We start from the raw sequence: 17932 nt of genomic DNA on the forward strand, positions 1-17932 counted from the left end.
CGCAAGGGCGGCCTGATCAGCGATCAGCGCCGCCTGACCGTAGCTGCCGCGCCGGCGCAATTGGCGGGCGGTCAGGTCCTCGACCGGGGCAGAAGGGCGAGGACGGGCCGGCTGCCCGGCTAGGATCTCGGTCAGACTGCGATAGGGCGCGCCGGTCCGGCGATGGGCATCCTGGGTGACGCGGGCGAGGGCGATATCGTCCTCCGAGTAGCCGCGTCGCCGCAGTTCGAGAACCGAGACAGCCATGAACGTCACCCCCGACAGTCAACTGGTGCTTGACTACAGTCAACTGGTGCTTGACGATTGTCAAGCCGATTTCGGAGACCGCCGAGGATGAAAATGGCGGAAAACCTGGGGGAATCGCGTGCGATAGGACAGTTTTGTTGCCGCGACCTTCCGACCATATCCAAACCTAAGAAGAAGATATAGCGAGACCGATCCGAGTCGGAATCAGAGATACGGTAAATCGCTATGCGATTTACCCATCAATGGCGGTCCTGGCGGACCGCGAAGCCGACCGGATTTAGCCTGGCGCGGGCGCATTGCGCCCTACGGGTCTCCCGCGCTGCGCTCGACCCGCGCCACGAGGTCATGGGCAACGACACTGCTAGCAAACGGCATTGAAAGCGACGGGCTGAGGGTACTGCATCCTATCCAGAGGTCTTCGGAGCACGAAAAGCACTAGTGCTTCGTTGCTCAGTCACTTGCCGTTCTGATGATCTGGGCGCCCCAGTCCTCAACGAGTTCGGCGAGCCAACTCTCGACCAATTCCGGCTCCTGAGTGCTCCAGACATTGGTGGATCGATCATAAGCCCACCCATCACCCTTCATGGCATCACGGAGGGCCGCTGGTGGCACTGATGGAAACGCCAGGCGGACGGGAAGAGGGGGAACCTCTTTCGCGGACGGGCGGTGCCGGGTGACCTTCCTGGATTCCAAATGGCCGTCCTGCTCTAGCCGTTCGATCCGTTCTTTGATCGCGTCTATGGAACGCCGACCGCGTTGCCGTGGTGGATCGATCTCCGCTACGCGAGCCTTGAACGGCGCCACGGCCGCTTCGAAAGCCACGCGGTCCTCTTCCCTGATCCACAGGTTCATCTGCACCAGGCCGAGTTCGGCACGGCGGGATCGGAGCGTGTTCATCGATTGCCGGGTCATGGATCACACCATGCGCCATCGACCAAAATAGCACTAGTTCCCGAAGGGCGCACTTATGCAAACTTTTCAGTTTGCGGTGCGCGGGGGCTCCGCCCCCTGGACCCCCGATCTACGCTCCGCGGGTAAACGCCGCACCACTACGAGCCAGGGGCAAGCCCTTAGCGATCCGGTGGAAGGTGGTTTGAATACCAGATCTGATCGTAGCGATGAGCAAACTTCAGGGGCAAAAGCGCTTCGTGGCGGCAAACCAATGGGTGGTTTGTGGCCGGCATTGGCATTTTTCATGGTTCTCAAGAGAAAAGGTCATCGGCCCAACGCTTGGCCGATGACGCGGCGACCGCGTGCTGTCCTGTCATCGGCTCCGAATGGAGTTCGACGATGCAAAAGAAACCATCGCTGGTCGAGTGGCTGCTCTTCGCGACAGCTTTAGTCCAGCTGATCAACACGGTTGTGAGTCACCCACACCTTTGGTCCGCGCAGGGCGCATCGACCATAATCTGCTCAAGCTATGGGAATAAGATAGAAACAATACGTTCTGACTCTGAGGTTCAACAGCTCATGCGCCGATGATTGGACCACGCTAGGTGCTGTGACTGCGTCTAGCGTTATGGGGGTCACCGCACGATCTGTTCAAAATCGTACGCTAAGCGGCGCGGGGTATGAACGGAGCGCGAACATCGCGTAGCGGCCTGAAGCTGGCATTGGGATTGGCGGGATTCCAGACATAATCGCCGGTCAGAGCGATGTGTTCCCATCCGAGCGGCGCGACATGCGCCAGGAGATCATCGGGCACTGCCGTACCCTGGGCCCGCAGGTGCTGGACGGCCTGGTCGAGATAGATGGTATTCCAGTGGACGATGGCGGCGGTGATGAGACTGAGCCCGGAGGCCCGGAAGCTCTGATTTTCGAAGGTGCGGTCGCGGATTTCACCCTGGCGATGGAAGAATACGGCGCGGCGCAGGGCATTGCTGGCCTCGCCCTTATTGAGCCCGGCATGACTGCGCTGGCGCAGAGCGGGATCGGACAGCCATTGCAGGGTGAACAGGGTGCGCTCGATCCGCCCCACAGCCCGTAACGCCCTGGACAGAGTGTTTCCTCCACCGGCGGCGGCCAGCTTCCGCAAGATGACGGAAGGCAGAACAGTGCCGGCATTGATGGATGCCTTTAACCGCATCAACTCCGGCCATTGCCCGAGGATGGCGGTGGTTTCGACGGCGTCGCCGATGAGCGGCACCAGCAGCGGCCAGGTGCCTGGCTTTTCTATCGTGTAGAGCTTGCGGTCCCGGAGATCCTTGATCCTGGGGGCAAACCTGTAACCCAGCAGATGGCAGAGACCGAAGACATGATCGGTCGCGCCGGCGGTATCGGTATAATGCTCGGCGATGCGCAGATCGGTCTGGTGGACATGATGCAGCAGCCCGTCGAGCACATGGGGCGCCTCGCTCATCGTCGCGGAGATGACGCGCGTGTGGAACGGTCCGTATTGACCGGAAACATGGGTGTAGATCACCGCGCCCGGCTCGATGCCGTATTTGGCGTTTACCGAGCCGCCGGCTCCGGCGCGGCCTGCGGCCCGGAAATATTGCCCGTCCGAAGACGAGCTTGTCCCATCATCCCAGATTGCCGCCATGGGGTGTGCATGGTGCGCATTGATGATGGCGGCGCGGGCGGCGACATAATTGTCATCGCTGATGTGCCATTGGGCCACATTGACCAGGTGGTGATAGCTGAGACCGCGCGAGGCGTCCGCCATGCGGGCAAGGCCAAGATTGGTGCCGTCAGCGAGCACCGCTGCCAGCAGGGCCGCTTTGTCGGTGACGGGGTTACCGGTGCGCAGATGCACGAACCTGTCCGTGAACCCGGTCCAGGCATCGACCTCGCTCAAAACCTCGGTGATCCGCACCCGCGGCAGCATACTGTTCAGCCGCAGCGCCAGATCGCGAGCCGCGTCGGGCACGGTGGGCGGCGTGCGGGCGATAAAAAGTTTGCCGTCCTCAATCTCCACCCCGTCGAGGTCGCCCTGCGCGGCCCGGGCGGCCACGAAGGTCAGACGCTCGCGCAGCATCTCTGCCCGGCTTGCGACGTAACGATCGGGATCGGCCTCACCATCGATGCCGGTGGCCGCACCCGCCCCGGCCGGAAGCAGATAGGTCTCGAACGCCTGGTAATCGCGGCTGCCAGCGACCCAGATATTACTGCCCCGCAGCTTGTCGCGCAGCACGGCCAGCACCGCTGTTTCATAGAGCCGCCGGTCGGCTGTGCCGCCGGCAAAAATCAATTTCCGCCACTGCGGCGGCAGGAACGTGGAGGGCGGCCGCTTGGGCAAGCTGCGGATCGCGCCACGGTTCAGGGCGCGGAGAAGTTCGATCGCGGCCAGAACGGGATCGTTCGGCATATTCGACCGGAAATCGAAGGCGGCCAGGAAGCGGGGGCTGAACCGGCGGAGCACCGTATATCGCTCGGCCGCCGTGACCAAAATATCCTGATCCGCCACATCGGCGACGGCGCCGATGATCGGCAGCACATCTTCGAGCTGGTTCATGCCGATCTCGCGCTCGATGGCGGTGATCCCATCTTCTCCGGCCTCCTTCGCCTGGCGAAGGGCGGCGATCGTCCGGCGGAACAGCAGTAGCGCCTTGGCGACATCGCGCCGCGTGGCCTGAAACCGACGCTCATCGCGGTTGCGCGCCCGGCTGAACAAAGTGCCGACATATTTCTCGAACATGGCAAGCGTCGCGTCCGTCAGACGGGTTTCCAGGCTTGCGATCTGGGCAATGAGAATGGCTGTGCGCCGCGCCGGCTCCAGATCGGCGATGTGCTGCACGGTCATGAGCGCCCCCTCGTCGGTCAGCCGGACCAGGCGGGCAGCATGGATACGACCAGCCCGTGCGGGATCAATGCCCATGGCGCGGACATATTCGAGGCGATCGAGCAGGGAGACGATGTTGGAGGGAGCTGGTGATTCCGAATAATCCCGCAGCCAGGCAAAACGGGAGCGACGCAACTCGGGATCGACCGTCAGCAGCTCGGTCAGAGCACTGCGCTCCGCATCGGCCATCCCGGCTGCCAGCACCTCGAATGTTTTCTTGCGTGCTCGGACACGGGCGGCCAGTCCAATTCGCTCCAACACTGTCGCCGAGGGAAGCAATACCCGGCTTTCTCTCAGATGAACGAGCATAGCCTGGATGATGGGTTCGCCGCGATCTGTGGCCCAAGCCGTATCCGCACCAGCATGTAGGCAGGCGCGCCAGTCATCGAGGCCAAAACTACGCAGACCAGTGAACTTTTGGAGCTCGACCAAATGCTCCCGACGGGTTTCAGCACGGCGCGCGTATTCCGCAAACAACAAAGGATCGACACCGATCTGTTCAGCAACAAAAGCCAGCGCCGGCGCCGGTGGATATTCCGATGGATCCAGAGTGCGGCCTGGGAAGCGGAGAACACAGAGTTGCACGGCAAAGCCGAGCCGGTTGCTTGCCCGGCGTCTGACCCTGACCATAGCGAGGTCAGCAGCATCCAGTACGTAATGCCGGCTCATGGAGGCCATGTCCGTTGGAATTGAAAACAAACGGGCTCGTTGTTCAGCGGATAAAAGAACGCGGAGTGGCATATCGGGTTCCGGTTGATGAGAAAATTAGCGCCCACCGTGCGTCCGCAAGAGGATCGTTCAACGGACAGATGTAACGGCCTGGCACTGGTGGCTGTTTCCCTCGGCAACGGATGGATCATTTAACTGGTACGATATCTTTTGCAATGAAGGGGGGTCATACGTTACAATTCCGCATGGCCCACACCCTGATCGGTTACGCCCGCTGTTCAACCGACCGGCAAGATCTCGCCGCGCAACGCGCCGAACTCGAACAGCTCGGGGTAAAGCCGGACCGCATCTATACGGACCATGGCCTCACAGGCACCAATCGTGCCCGCCCCGGGCTTGCTCAAGCCTTGGCGGCGGTGCGTAAAGGCGACACCCTGGTCGTGCCAAAACTCGACCGCCTTGCACGCTCCGTTCCAGATGCCCGTGCGATCGCCGATGAACTCATTACCCGCGGTGTCAAACTCGCGCTCGGCGCGGCCGTCTATGACCCAACCGACCCAATGGGGAAGATGTTCTTCAACATTCTCGCCACCTTCGCAGAGTTTGAGGCCGACCTGATCCGGTTACGTACCAGAGAAGGCATGGCCATCGCTCGCGCCAAAGGAAAATTACGCGGCAAAAGGCCGACGCTATCCGAAAGACAACAAAAAGAACTGCGCCGCATGTACGACACTGGCAATTATTCCATCACTGATCTCGCAGACCTATTCTCCGTCTCCCGCCCAACCATCTATCGTACCCTCGCCAGGCAGCCCGCCAACGCTTAGCGTACGATTTTGAACAGATCGTGCGGTGACCCCTTATGGCCCTACGGCTGGGGTTGCCTTCGTAGAAGGAGCCCCAGCCCCAAGCCTGAGTCAGATGACTTGCCGATTTTGTAGTTTTCTTTAAAATTACAAAAACACAAATCAGCAAAGACGAATTATGATCATTGGTGTGCTGAATCAAAAGGGCGGGGTTGGAAAAACCACGCTTGCCGTGAACCTCTCGGCGAGCCTGGCGCGAGCCGGTGGGCGTGTGTTGCTGATCGATGCTGACCCTCAGGGGAGTGCGCTAGACTGGGCCGCCGCTCGTGAGGGAGCCCCGCTTTTTTCGGTCGTAGGATTTCCCCGGCCGGCAATCCATCGTGAGATCGCGCAGATCGGTAACGGGTATGATCACATCGTGATCGACGGGCCACCTCGCGTCACGGACCTCGCTCGTTCCGCGATCATGGCGAGCGACCTGGTTCTGATCCCTGTCCAACCCTCACCCTACGATGTGTGGGCGGCCGATGAGGTGGTGAAGCTGATCGAGGAAGCGCGAGTTTATAAGGACAAACTTAAATGCGCTTTTGTGGTTAATCGTAAAATCTCAAATACGGCGATTGGGCGAGATGTTGGCGATGCGTTGTCCGCCTACCCAGTGTCGGTTTTGGCTGCGAGCATAACGCAGCGCGTCGTGTTCGCAGAGGCGGCAGGGCAGGGAAAGGCCGTGCATGAGGTTGAGCCAGGCGGGCCGGCAGCGGCCGAGATCGAGGCTGTAACGGTTGAGCTTATGGAGTTCGGGCGATGAGCAAGAAAGTCACTTTTGGAGCCAGGCCGAGTGCAGTGCGGGCACCGGCTCCTGATGCCGAGGCATGGGTGGCCGAGCGCGCTACGGACGAACGAGAGCCTATGAAGCGACTGACGATCGATATCCCGGCGCATCTGCACCGCGCTATCAAAACGCAGTGTGCTAGCCGTGGCACCAAGATCGCCGATGAATTGCGCGAGTTACTTTTACAGAAATATGGAAAATCGTAAATCTGGTTTTGTTTGCAACAAATTGACGCATCTGACTTCATGTCGACGAGGCTTGGAACCGTATAAATGGCACGAAGCGCAGAGATCATCAGGGCGTGACGCTAAATGCAAAGGATTCGAACCCACGACCCCAGCTCTTTGATTTTAATTTCTTACCACTTCACCATTGCGATAGATCTTGCTGGATCTAGAAAAATTCGAGATCGCCGCAGATGAAGAGCCCGAAATCAAAAAACATAAAATGTTTTCAATGACTTGATACTATGGTTTTTGCCTTGCGTAGATTGTCCAAGATGGGCAATAATATTGAAGCCGGACCGATGGTCGGTACGGTGCGACCACCGGAGGAAGCCGGTGGTCGACCATTCAAATAAGAAAGGCTAACAAATGCCTCCCCAATACGACTTGGGGTGGTTGTCTGATATCTTGGAGCGCATCAGTCTCGCCCTCGCGATTCTGGCCGCCCTCCTACGATAAGACAATGCCATATGCCGGTGCTCCGGCTCGGCATAACCCAAAGTGGCGGTGTCACTTCCAATGGCACCGCCATTTTTTGCGCGAAACACCAAGTCGGTGAGTTTCATGCGCAATGATTATTTAGCACGAAATTGGGCCATTTTGGCAAACGAATTTTTCCGGTGCACTGAACCGAATTAGTTCGAATGAAATAGGTGCAGTTCTTTAATATGGCTTCGACATTTTTCCGATTAACGTTTTGTTCCGTGCAAAATCAGAATTTTTGGGTGCGAAATTAGCCACAAAACGAAATGTGCGTTTTCCGCGTTGCGAATTGGTTGTGAATAAATTGACTCACTTTTTTGAATGATATCGAGAATTGATAATTTCGTAAAATCCGTAGGAAATTCAGGTTTCAAGGCAATTTTTTTGTACGACAAGCGTGGCGCATAAAATCACCTAAAATGATTTTTCATATTTACGATGTGTTGGAAAATTTTGGCAGCACGCGAATTAGGTGGTGGCCTCCAGTCGTTCGGGCTGAAGCAAGCTCATTTCCGATTGCTTGGACGAGCTATTTTGCCTGAAATAGCTGAGCTTGAAATCGTCGAGCCAGTCTTATGAAAGCCATGTGCATGCGCGAAGCGAAGAAGGGCTTCGGTCTAATAATCGACACCGCGCGTACCGAGCCCATGCTCATCGAAACGCGCAGGCACAGCAGGGTGACGGATGTCTCGGTAGAAGAATACGAATGGTTGAACGGTGCCGCCCCTTCGGCGTGGGCATATCATGAAGGGCATGCGGCGGATTGACATTTGCCTTTAAACTAATATCACTTGGTGATATATGTTTGGTCATGGTGACCTGTCGAACCTGATCGATCTGGCTGGTGTCTACCGGATGGAGAACGGCTGGCAGGTGGTCATCCGAGCGGACTGGGTCGATGAGACGCCGCAGCAACCGCACGGCATCGACTACGCATTGATTCTACAGGACGAGCGAGGTGATCGCATCTTCGGTTTCGACAACGCGCATGCCTTCGACGGTGCACAACTCGAGGATCACTGGGATCATGAGCACAGGATTAGTCGCGTCGGGCAGCGGTTTCGCTACGATTTCGTTTCATCTTCGCAGCTGATTACCGATTTTTTTGAGAAGCTTGTGAACTATTGCGCCGCGTGCGGCGTTTCATCGAGCTTCATTCTGGATGGCGACCATGAGTAATACCATTTCAGCCTCCACGATGCGCGACCGGCTGCTGGCGCGCATTCAGAGCCCGCCGAAGAGCCACGACTGGGCGCGCGTGCTTGGTGTACCGGGGCATCGCGAGTTGCTTGGTCTCATCGCCCGTCATAACCCGCCCAGCATTGGTGCACTCGCCGAACTCGCCGGTCGTGCGCAGCCCAATGTCAGCCGGACGCTGTCTGCGCTGCACTCCGCCGGCCTGATCGAGGTTGTCTCAATTGGACGTCGCTCCATCCCGCGGATCACCGAGACGGGCGCTGCCAAGGCGCGTGAGTTTGGCCTGCTTGAGTCGGGTGAGGAGCCTTCCGCACCCGCCATCGAGACGACCAGTCTCTTCACGGTCGAAATCGATCAGACTCAGTTGGACGAAAACGCAGCTAGTGACGTGATGAAGGGGCGGCTGACGATCTGGCTCTGGCTTTCGTCATCCAGAGAGAAGGTTGCGGCCCAGACCTCGGGCAACCTGGATGCGCTCGGGTGCCGGCTCCTGGAGAATTGGTGGCGCGTTCTTTATCGGCGTGACGCACCGTTTCGCTTATGGGACTTCGCGCTGGATGGTCAGGCGGGGACTAGCTATGCGTTGCTTGCTACCGTCCTCGGTGCTCGCGTTAACCTACAGGCTCGAGGTGACAACGAGCGCATGCTCGACCTTGAACACGGATCGAAAATTTTTTCGGTCCCTGCATTTGAACAACTTCTGCTCGACGAGTTTCTGCGCCCGCTCGCCACATATCACTGGTTAAAGGGCCGAAGCACGCGCCCGCTGCATGCATTGTTGCAGCGGATCGAAGACTCGCGTGGCCAGTCTGCCGAGCGCGCCTTCTGTCGCACCGCTGGTGCGCTGGGTATGACACCTTACGATCTTGACGACGATCGTGCCGCACAGATTCGAGATCTTCTGGAACTCATTCCAGAAGAAGATGCCCGTCTTGATTTTAGCTCGGCGGTCCTCGCCGATGCACTGGGCGAAGGGCAGCTCTGGACGAGCCGACAGTTGGAGTTGTTTAGACAGCGCAATGCGATGCCGATACTCACGCAGCTACGTGCCAATTGCATACGCGAGGAGAACGTCTCGGCACGGCCTTATCGGCACGGCTATGCACTTGCCCGCAGCGCACGCGCTATCCTGAAGCTGGTCGAGGACCGGCCGGTCGGTGGTGTCGAAGGCTTATCGAAACTCCTCGGCGCTGCCGATACCATTGGCCTCAGTCCCGAGGCACCTGGGGCGTTGCGCGCCTTCCAGAATGTTGAGAACGACGTACCTACAATCATCGTCGAGGATGAGGGACCGCGCGCAAGCGCCTTTGTCCTCGCGCGCGGTGTAGGTGACTTCATCGCCTTCGGCAATCGTTCATCCTGTGTTGCTGACCTTTACACTGACCGCCAGGCGGTAGGCCGCGCCTTTGCGGCCGAATTTATGGCGCCGAGGGCTGCGGTAGTGCGGATGATCGAGGAGGAGGGCCAGCCGGTCGCGCAGATCGCCGATCATTTTGGCGTCCAAGCTGAGGTCGTGCACCGACAGTACGAAAACAGCTTCTCCAGAAGCTAGGTGCAACGATCTGCGTCAGCTCAACCGTAACTCGTCCGAGTTGGTTTGATGGCATACAGCTTCGCGCTCGTTGGTCTGCCTCGGCTGAGCCCGATTCGGCCCGAAGTAACGGATCGCCCCGCGCTGTAGCATAAGCGGACAAAGTGGGAACATCAGGCTGCGTGGGTGGTCGTGTCGGGGATTGGCCGGAGCGGCCGCAATCCGGCATGGTTTTCCGTCGATTTCTGATTGGCGCTCCAGATGTAGTCGCCGGTCAGGTTCACATGCTCCCAGCCGATCGGCGAGAGATGTCTGAGGAGGGTTCCGGGCACATCCTCGACCTGGCGTAGGGCCTGTATGGCTTGCGCGAGATAGCGTGTGTTCCAGAGGATGATGGCGGTGACCAGGAGATTCAGGCCAGAGGCTCGATGTGTCTGGTTCTCGAAGGTCCGGTCGCGGATTTCGCCGAGCCGGTGAATGAAGACGGCGCGGGCCAGGCTGTTGCGGGCCTCGCCCTTGTTGAGTTCATGACTGCTTTCACGGCGCAGGCCCGGATCTTCCAGCCAGTCGAGGGTGAACAGCGTCCGCTCGAGACGGCCGAGTTCGCGCAGTGCCGCGGCAACGGCGTTCTGTCGTGGGTAGGCGGCGAGTTGTCGCAGGATCACCGACGCGGACACCGTGCCGGTGCGGATCGAGGTGGCGATCCTCAGGAGATCGGGCCAATGGGCGCGGATGAGATCGACGTTGATGCGGCCGGCGATCATCGGCGCGAGCGTCGGATAGGCTGCCGGTCTGGCAAAACTGTAGAGACGCCGGTCTTTCAGGTCAGGAATTCTCGGCGCGAATACGTATCCGAGCAGGGCGCACAGGGCAAAGACATGATCCGACACCCCGCCGCCATCGGTATGGTGCCGGTGCTGACGTGGCGGCGCATCGCCGTGATGATCAAGCAGGCCGTCGAGGACATGCAGGGCTTCGCTGGCGGTTGCGGCGATCACCCTGGTATGGAACGGCGCGTAGCGATCGGAGAGATGGGTGTAGAATTTCAGACCCGGTTCGGGGCCGTAGTGCGCATTGATCCGGCTCGCATCACGGCCAGAACCGCCGGCGCGGAAGAACTGCCCGTCCGAGGATGAGGCGGTTCCCGACCCGAAGAGGGCGGCGAGCGGCTCGCGGCTCTGGTGTTCGACCAGGCGGCGCAGCGCCAGGGCGTAGGTCTCGTCGCGGATGTGCCAGTCAGCGGTCCAGGCGAGCTGGCCCAGACTGGCGATGCTGCAGGCTTCGGCCATCCGGGTCAGGCCGAGATTGAGGCCATCGGCCAGCAGCCCCGCCATCAGCACCCGGGGATCAGCGGCGGCTTCGCCGGTGCGCAAATGGGTGAAGCAGTCCAGGAAGCCGGTCCAGCCGGCCACTTCCGTCAGCAGGTCGGTGATCCGGATGCGGGGCAGCGTGGCATAGAGCTTCGCTGCCAGCGCTTCGGCCTCGGGCGGAGTCGATTTTTCGATCGGCGTGATTCTCAGCACGCCCTTCTCGATCGTCACATCGGGAAGCAGCCCGCCCCGGGCACGGGCGTCGACCTCGGCCAGCCGCGCATCCAGCCAGGTCCGCCTGGTCTCGATAAAGCGATCGAAGTCAGTCTCGATGGCAACCGGAATGCCGGACGCTTTCTGCAGGACCTGCAGCGTCTCCCTGGAGATCAACCGCTCCTCGAAGGCCCGGTATTGCCGGCTGCCGGTAACCCAGACATCGCCGGCAGCAAGGCGCTGGCGCAATTCCGCCAGGACGCAGAGTTCGTAATAACGCCGGTCGATGCCGTGTGCCGTGAGGACATGCCGCGCCCAGCGCGGCCGGACAAAGGCGGTCGGCGCTGACTTGGGCAGCGTCGAGGCTCCCGCGCTGTTCATGGCGCGCAGCATGGCGATCGCGCGCATCAACGACGCCGCGGCGGGAACACCCTGAAACTCGAAAGTGGCCAGAAACGCCGGCGCCCAGCGCCGAATGCCGGCATAATGTTCGCTCAGCACCTCGTAGGGATCGAAATCTTCCGAACGAACCAGAGTTTCCGCTTCCATAACGGTCGAGCAGAACCGGTCCCAGGGTATCACCTTGTCAATCGCCGCGAAGGGATCGCCCTGGCCGGCGCGCGCAGCCATCAGGGCGGCGCCAATCCTCGCATAAAGCCGGACCTTCTCGTTGATCGCCCGGCCTTCGGCCTGGAACGCCCGGGCATGTCGGCCTTCCGCCTTGCGGAACATCGCGCCGATCAGCCGCTCGAACAGAGTGATCGCCTGATCCGTCAGGCGGGCCGACAGATCGAGATCGATCGCGGTGAGCACGGCATGCCGGCGCCGGCGCTCGTAGCCGGCAACATGCTGCACCGTGGTCCGGCCGGCCTCGCGAACAAGCTGGGCGAGCCGGGATTGATTGATCCGGTGACCGCGCGCCGGATCGATATCGATTGCCCGGATGTGCTCCAACCGCTCGATCACCCCGAGCATGGACGCCGGCTTTGCCGATTCCGGGATCTGGCGAAGCCAGGCCAGCCAGCTCTGGCTGGTGTCCAGGCGCCGCTCCGTCAACGCATCCAGCCGACGCCGCTGATCGGCGGACAGACCCTCGGTCAGCCGACGCTCGATTTCCCGGCGCGCGCGGTATCGAACCTCGATGCAGAGCCGCTCGAGGCGCGCCGGGGGCGGTAGAAGAATCCCGCGACCGCGGCACTCTTCCAGCACCAAAGCCGCCAGATCGACCAACCGGTCGGCTTCCAGTGCATGCGCCAGCAGCCAGTCGGCAAGGTCTGCCGCCACGCGCGGCCCCCATGGCCGCAACCCGAGGCGATCCTGCAATGCCGCCGAATGCCGGCGTCGATTTTGATCCACCCTCAGATAAGCACCGAGGGAATCCGGCAAGACGTCGATCTGTGTGGCGACGAACGAGACCAGGGCAGGATCGGGTATCTCGCCGGCATGGAGCGGCCGGCCGGGATACCGCAGGTAACAGAGCATGAGAGCCAGACCGAGACGGTGATGATCGCCCCGCCCGCGCCGGATCATTGCAAGATCCGCAGCAGACAGCGTGTAGTGACGAATTATGCCGCGTCGATCAGTCAGCGGGTCGAACAGCTGTGCGATCTGTTCCCCGGTCAATATCCGTCGATGACCCACTGGTCCCTCCCTCCTGCCTGTTGAGGGCAGGAGACCAGCCGATCCGTGCCAGAGAGTCGACCAGCGTACTCCGCGAAATGCCGAAAGTGCGGCAGACCGACGCTTTCGTGGCACCAGCGTCCAGCGCCGCGATCACCGCCGCCAGCTTCTCGGCATCGATCGCCATCGGTCGGCCACCACGCCTGCCCCGCCGACGGGCGGCCGCCAGACCTGCCTGCACACGCTCCTGGATCAGCGAACGCTCGAACTGCGCCAGAGCGCCAAAGACATGAAACAGGAATTCCCCCTGCGGCGTCGTGGTGTCCATCTGCTCGGTCAGCGACCGGAAGCCGACGCCACGCGCCCTAAGGCTGTTCACCGTCTCCAGAAGATGCGGCAGCGACCGGCCGAGCCGGTCCAGCTTCCAGACCACGAGGCAATCGCCGGATTTCAGATAGGCCAGTGCCGCAGCGAGGCCCGGCCGGTCGCGCCGGCTGCCCCCGGCACGATCCTCGAACAGATGCCGCTCATCGACCCCGGCTCCGAGCAGGGCGTCGCGTTGCAGGTCGAGCACCTGTCGGTCATTGTCGGTCGAGACGCGCATGTAGCCGATCAGCATGTACGGAAATCCCCTTCGAGACGGTTTCCGTATATCATGCCATTCCGACTATGTTTTCCGTACATGATTCGGCACAAAATCTGGGACTTTTCGGCAGGTCTCGGACCACCGACGGAAAACAGGTGTTTTCCGTCATCGCGCGGTTCCGGCCTCAGAACCGCGCTCTCCGCTCAAACCCGCAGAAAACCTCCATCCCAACCAGTCAACGTTCCCACTTTGTCCGCTTATGCTACAGCGCAGGGCGTTTCGTTACTTCGGGCCGATTCTGATGCTCTGATTCTGTCTCCACCAAACTCGTACCACTGGCAAGGAGCGAAGAGGGTCTTCCGCCAACGTCATAGCGCCACAGCGAAAACGTAGTGATCATCGCTATCGGTCGTGGCCCACCAATTAGACAATGGGGCAGTAGTTTAGTGGGAAAACCCCGGTCTGAACGCAGCGCCGCTCCCTTCGGTGTTAAGCTGCGCTTTAATTTTGGCGGCTGTATCTCAGAATCATCTATTATGGAACGTCGCCAAAAGTCCCCGCGAAGTCGCGGCGTAGTCCTCGCCGGGAGCCAGGGACGGGCAGCGAGTAAACCCGCCACGAGGACTGGTCAAAGCGGCCGCCAGGGCGGCGGTTTGGCCCCGAACATTACTTGCTACACAGGCGGCATTTGATCACGAAACGCCCGCCGACGCGGACGCACAGGACGCTTTAGGGGCTTGGTCCGAACGCTTTCTTCCAAGCCCATTGGACCAGAGGGTTCTGGATCATGCTCTGCAACAGAGATTTAGCTGCCGCCTTTTCCTGATCAGATGCTGTAGAATTATTTACGGCAGATATAAGTTTTTCAATATCGACTGTCGCGTTCTGTATATTGGCGTTTCCAATTTGCACGTGGTTCGAGTTATGAACAGAAACAGCGTGAAGTTGTATTGATATAGGTGAGCTCTGAATGCCCTCTATAACATCAACTCCATTTGCTGTTATATTCCCCATGCCGCCGCGATAACCGCCAATTGCGTTTAGTGGGCGCCAATCAATCAATCCATGTTGATGCAATTGTTCACAAATATTAGCTATTCGTGTTTCTGTTTGGTCAGGTATGGATTCGGCAATAGTAGTTAATTGGATGACGCGATCATCTCTATGGCGTAGATCGTAGAATTTCTGTAGAACTATCCCTCTCAACTCTCCGTCTGTCATTATCTTTCTTTCGTTCTTAATAGATTTATTGTGACAACATAAGATTCAGCTAATTCGGTGAACTCATTTTCCCTGCGCTCTAGCGTCGATGTTCATTCCTGCCGATCCTGCGCCCCATGCCAGACGCGGAGGATTTCAACGGTCGAGACCGCGACACGGTAGACGATCACATAGGGCCAGATCGCGATCAGCTCCCGTGTGCCGGGAACCAGGCCCGGCCGCCCCCGCTCGGGCAGGTACTCGAGGCGGTCGCACGCCGCGACGAGCTGGACCGCGACACGGGTGGCCGCGTGGGGGTTCTCCTGGCCGATGTACTGATGGATATGGGCGAGGTCGGCGAGCGCCGGGGCCGTGAAGACTACCGGCATTTAGGCATGGGCAACTCGTTCTCCGTACCCCAGGAGAGCAGCCATTTCCGGACGTCCTCGTAAGGGACGGTATGACCAGCGTCGGCGGACGCAATTCCTTCCTTGACGGCTTCAACAAAAGCTTCGGTCTCCGGGTCATCCGGCCTCGGCGTGGGGTTGGGGATCATTCGGCGGGCTCCGGGCGTAGCTGGACGACCTCGGCGCGGTAGCGATCGACCGCCTCTGCGTGGCGGTTCATGTCGCCCCGAAACGCCCCTTCCGGCGTCACCGTGATGACCTTGCTCCGACCTCTTTTGACGCGACTGATCGCGCCGACCTTCTCCAGCAGGGCCAGGGTTTCAGCCATCGCTTGTTTCTTTTTCCCGCGCATCTCGGCGAGATCGGTGGCCGTCTTCTCGCAGGTGTAGGACTGCCAGCCGAGATGGCGGACGATCAGCAACAACGTTGCCATCGCGGCATCCTGTTCGGCCGATGTAGCGTCGCTCTGCAGGAGCCTCGCCTGGACCGTATCGATGAACTGGTGGCCTAGGCTCACGTTGCCGCCTCCGAAGAAGTCGAACTCTAGCTGATGTGGCGTCTGCGCCAGGACTTTCAGCCCCTGGGCATGATAGCGCGCTTGGGCGGCCCTGTCGGGGTCTTTCTCCGCAAGGGCGGCCTGATCAGCGATCAGCGCCGCCTGACCGTAGCTGCCGCGCCGGCGCAATTGGCGGGCGGTCAGGTCCTCGACCGGGGCAGAAGGGCGAGGACGGGCCGGCTGCCCGGCTAGGATCTCGGTCAGACTGCGATAGGGCGCGCCGGTCCGGCGATGGGCATCCTGGGTGACGCGGGCGAGGGCGATATCGTCCTCCGAGTAGCCGCGTCGCCGCAGTTCGAGAACCGAGACAGCCATGAACGTCACCCCCGACAGTCAACTGGTGCTTGACTACAGTCAACTGGTGCTTGACGATTGTCAAGCCGATTTCGGAGACCGCCGAGGATGAAAATGGCGGAAAACCTGGGGGAATCGCGTGCGATAGGACAGTTTTGTTGCCGCGACCTTCCGACCATATCCAAACCTAAGAAGAAGATATAGCGAGACCGATCCGAGTCGGAATCAGAGATACGGTAAATCGCTATGCGATTTACCCATCAATGGCGGTCCTGGCGGACCGCGAAGCCGACCGGATTTAGCCTGGCGCGGGCGCATTGCGCCCTACGGGTCTCCCGCGCTGCGCTCGACCCGCGCCACGAGGTCATGGGCAACGACACTGCTAGCAAACGGCATTGAAAGCGACGGGCTGAGGGTACTGCATCCTATCCAGAGGTCTTCGGAGCACGAAAAGCACTAGTGCTTCGTTGCTCAGTCACTTGCCGTTCTGATGATCTGGGCGCCCCAGTCCTCAACGAGTTCGGCGAGCCAACTCTCGACCAATTCCGGCTCCTGAGTGCTCCAGACATTGGTGGATCGATCATAAGCCCACCCATCACCCTTCATGGCATCACGGAGGGCCGCTGGTGGCACTGATGGAAACGCCAGGCGGACGGGAAGAGGGGGAACCTCTTTCGCGGACGGGCGGTGCCGGGTGACCTTCCTGGATTCCAAATGGCCGTCCTGCTCTAGCCGTTCGATCCGTTCTTTGATCGCGTCTATGGAACGCCGACCGCGTTGCCGTGGTGGATCGATCTCCGCTACGCGAGCCTTGAACGGCGCCACGGCCGCTTCGAAAGCCACGCGGTCCTCTTCCCTGATCCACAGGTTCATCTGCACCAGGCCGAGTTCGGCACGGCGGGATCGGAGCGTGTTCATCGATTGCCGGGTCATGGATCACACCATGCGCCATCGACCAAAATAGCACTAGTTCCCGAAGGGCGCACTTATGCAAACTTTTCAGTTTGCGGTGCGCGGGGGCTCCGCCCCCTGGACCCCCGATCTACGCTCCGCGGGTAAACGCCGCACCACTACGAGCCAGGGGCAAGCCCTTAGCGATCCGGTGGAAGGTGGTTTGAATACCAGATCTGATCGTAGCGATGAGCAAACTTCAGGGGCAAAAGCGCTTCGTGGCGGCAAACCAATGGGTGGTTTGTGGCCGGCATTGGCATTTTTCATGGTTCTCAAGAGAAAAGGTCATCGGCCCAACGCTTGGCCGATGACGCGGCGACCGCGTGCTGTCCTGTCATCGGCTCCGAATGGAGTTCGACGATGCAAAAGAAACCATCGCTGGTCGAGTGGCTGCTCTTCGCGACAGCTTTAGTCCAGCTGATCAACACGGTTGTGAGTCACCCACACCTTTGGTCCGCGCAGGGCGCATCGACCATAATCTGCTCAAGCTATGGGAATAAGATAGAAACAATACGTTCTGACTCTGAGGTTCAACAGCTCATGCGCCGATGATTGGACCACGCTAGGTGCTGTGACTGCGTCTAGCGTTATGGGGGTCACCGCACGATCTGTTCAAAATCGTACGCTAAGCGGCGCGGGGTATGAACGGAGCGCGAACATCGCGTAGCGGCCTGAAGCTGGCATTGGGATTGGCGGGATTCCAGACATAATCGCCGGTCAGAGCGATGTGTTCCCATCCGAGCGGCGCGACATGCGCCAGGAGATCATCGGGCACTGCCGTACCCTGGGCCCGCAGGTGCTGGACGGCCTGGTCGAGATAGATGGTATTCCAGTGGACGATGGCGGCGGTGATGAGACTGAGCCCGGAGGCCCGGAAGCTCTGATTTTCGAAGGTGCGGTCGCGGATTTCACCCTGGCGATGGAAGAATACGGCGCGGCGCAGGGCATTGCTGGCCTCGCCCTTATTGAGCCCGGCATGACTGCGCTGGCGCAGAGCGGGATCGGACAGCCATTGCAGGGTGAACA

15 protein-coding genes and 1 pseudogene are annotated in these 17932 nt (G+C 60.0%); 6 read left to right on the forward strand and 10 right to left on the reverse strand.

The features are described 5' to 3' along the window. The 3 genes and pseudogenes from RT91_RS19455 to RT91_RS19465 form a co-directional block, all read right to left on the reverse strand. Positions 1-246 (reverse strand): annotated as a pseudogene (locus RT91_RS19455) (ArsR family transcriptional regulator); the annotation flags it as partial. Positions 247-696: 450 nt separating this feature from the next. Beyond that, the gene (locus RT91_RS19460; RefSeq protein WP_035189565.1) at positions 697-1158 is read right to left on the reverse strand and encodes a hypothetical protein; all 462 of its coding nucleotides are present in this window, start codon (positions 1156-1158) and stop codon (positions 697-699) included. A gap of 643 nt (positions 1159-1801) precedes the next feature. Beyond that, complete coding sequence (locus tag RT91_RS19465; protein WP_035189568.1) at positions 1802-4768, reverse strand: Tn3 family transposase; 2967 nt, start codon at positions 4766-4768, stop codon at positions 1802-1804. Between the two features lie 173 nt (positions 4769-4941). Here RT91_RS19465 and RT91_RS19470 point away from each other — a divergent pair, with 173 nt between their 5' ends. From RT91_RS19470 to RT91_RS19490, 6 genes are all read left to right on the forward strand, one after another. Further along, on the forward strand, positions 4942-5523 hold the full coding sequence (locus RT91_RS19470; RefSeq protein ID WP_013635075.1) for a recombinase family protein: 582 nt from the start codon (positions 4942-4944) through the stop codon (positions 5521-5523). Between the two features lie 157 nt (positions 5524-5680). Beyond that, a complete protein-coding gene (gene parA, locus RT91_RS19475; protein ID WP_035189571.1) occupies positions 5681-6310 on the forward strand; it encodes a ParA family partition ATPase in 630 nt (209 codons plus the stop codon). Continuing rightward, entirely contained in the window at positions 6307-6540 is a 234-nt protein-coding gene (locus RT91_RS21070; RefSeq protein WP_082468674.1) for a hypothetical protein, read from the forward strand. Before parA ends, RT91_RS21070 begins: the two co-directional genes overlap by 4 nt. A 1091-nt stretch (positions 6541-7631) precedes the next feature. After that, positions 7632-7808: a type II toxin-antitoxin system Phd/YefM family antitoxin gene (locus tag RT91_RS19480; protein ID WP_240314383.1), complete on the forward strand. Its 177-nt coding sequence runs from the start codon at positions 7632-7634 to the stop codon at positions 7806-7808. Between the two features lie 34 nt (positions 7809-7842). Next, complete coding sequence (locus RT91_RS19485) at positions 7843-8220, forward strand: DUF6516 family protein (protein ID WP_035189575.1); 378 nt, start codon at positions 7843-7845, stop codon at positions 8218-8220. Next, a complete protein-coding gene (locus RT91_RS19490; RefSeq protein WP_152982893.1) occupies positions 8213-9790 on the forward strand; it encodes a helix-turn-helix domain-containing protein in 1578 nt (525 codons plus the stop codon). The genes RT91_RS19485 and RT91_RS19490 overlap by 8 nt, the downstream gene beginning before the upstream one ends. A 152-nt stretch (positions 9791-9942) precedes the next feature. Here RT91_RS19490 and RT91_RS19495 read toward each other — a convergent pair whose 3' ends face one another. The 7 genes from RT91_RS19495 to RT91_RS19525 all read right to left on the reverse strand — a co-directional run. Then, complete coding sequence (locus tag RT91_RS19495; RefSeq protein WP_035189577.1) at positions 9943-12933, reverse strand: Tn3 family transposase; 2991 nt, start codon at positions 12931-12933, stop codon at positions 9943-9945. Beyond that, positions 12872-13531, reverse strand: a complete 660-nt coding sequence (locus RT91_RS19500; RefSeq protein ID WP_035189579.1) for a recombinase family protein — start codon at positions 13529-13531, stop codon at positions 12872-12874. The genes RT91_RS19495 and RT91_RS19500 overlap by 62 nt, the downstream gene beginning before the upstream one ends. 696 nt (positions 13532-14227) lie before the next feature. Next, positions 14228-14719 carry a hypothetical protein gene (locus tag RT91_RS21835; RefSeq protein WP_152982894.1) on the reverse strand — a complete coding sequence of 164 codons (492 nt, stop codon included), beginning with the start codon at positions 14717-14719 and terminating at the stop codon, positions 14228-14230. Positions 14720-14811: 92 nt separating this feature from the next. Then, positions 14812-15087, reverse strand: coding sequence for a type II toxin-antitoxin system RelE/ParE family toxin (locus RT91_RS19505; protein ID WP_035189582.1), 276 nt, complete (start codon positions 15085-15087; stop codon positions 14812-14814). Positions 15088-15250: 163 nt separating this feature from the next. Continuing rightward, entirely contained in the window at positions 15251-15976 is a 726-nt protein-coding gene (locus RT91_RS19515; protein WP_035189585.1) for a hypothetical protein, read from the reverse strand. 450 nt (positions 15977-16426) lie between these two features. Next, on the reverse strand, positions 16427-16888 hold the full coding sequence (locus RT91_RS19520) for a hypothetical protein (RefSeq protein WP_035189565.1): 462 nt from the start codon (positions 16886-16888) through the stop codon (positions 16427-16429). Positions 16889-17531: 643 nt separating this feature from the next. Further along, on the reverse strand, positions 17532-17932 hold a 401-nt coding region (locus RT91_RS19525), incomplete at its 5' end, for a Tn3 family transposase (RefSeq protein ID WP_035189588.1).

Origin of the sequence: Acidiphilium sp. JA12-A1 (assembly GCF_000724705.2) — a bacterium.
In the GTDB taxonomy this organism is placed as follows: domain Bacteria; phylum Pseudomonadota; class Alphaproteobacteria; order Acetobacterales; family Acetobacteraceae; genus Acidiphilium; species Acidiphilium multivorum.

Coding starts and splice junctions, on each gene's coding strand:
- parA (WP_035189571.1), top strand. CDS start 5,681: ATGATCATTGGTGTGCTGAATCAAAAGGGCGGGGTTGGAAAAACCACG.
- RT91_RS19470 (WP_013635075.1), top strand. CDS start 4,942: ATGGCCCACACCCTGATCGGTTACGCCCGCTGTTCAACCGACCGGCAA.
- RT91_RS19505 (WP_035189582.1), bottom strand. CDS start 15,087: ATGCCGGTAGTCTTCACGGCCCCGGCGCTCGCCGACCTCGCCCATATC.
- RT91_RS21070 (WP_082468674.1), top strand. CDS start 6,307: ATGAGCAAGAAAGTCACTTTTGGAGCCAGGCCGAGTGCAGTGCGGGCA.
- RT91_RS19465 (WP_035189568.1), bottom strand. CDS start 4,768: ATGCCACTCCGCGTTCTTTTATCCGCTGAACAACGAGCCCGTTTGTTT.
- RT91_RS19480 (WP_240314383.1), top strand. CDS start 7,632: ATGCGCGAAGCGAAGAAGGGCTTCGGTCTAATAATCGACACCGCGCGT.
- RT91_RS19500 (WP_035189579.1), bottom strand. CDS start 13,531: ATGCTGATCGGCTACATGCGCGTCTCGACCGACAATGACCGACAGGTG.
- RT91_RS19515 (WP_035189585.1), bottom strand. CDS start 15,976: ATGGCTGTCTCGGTTCTCGAACTGCGGCGACGCGGCTACTCGGAGGAC.
- RT91_RS19520 (WP_035189565.1), bottom strand. CDS start 16,888: ATGACCCGGCAATCGATGAACACGCTCCGATCCCGCCGTGCCGAACTC.
- RT91_RS19485 (WP_035189575.1), top strand. CDS start 7,843: ATGTTTGGTCATGGTGACCTGTCGAACCTGATCGATCTGGCTGGTGTC.
- RT91_RS21835 (WP_152982894.1), bottom strand. CDS start 14,719: ATGACAGACGGAGAGTTGAGAGGGATAGTTCTACAGAAATTCTACGAT.
- RT91_RS19460 (WP_035189565.1), bottom strand. CDS start 1,158: ATGACCCGGCAATCGATGAACACGCTCCGATCCCGCCGTGCCGAACTC.
- RT91_RS19490 (WP_152982893.1), top strand. CDS start 8,213: ATGAGTAATACCATTTCAGCCTCCACGATGCGCGACCGGCTGCTGGCG.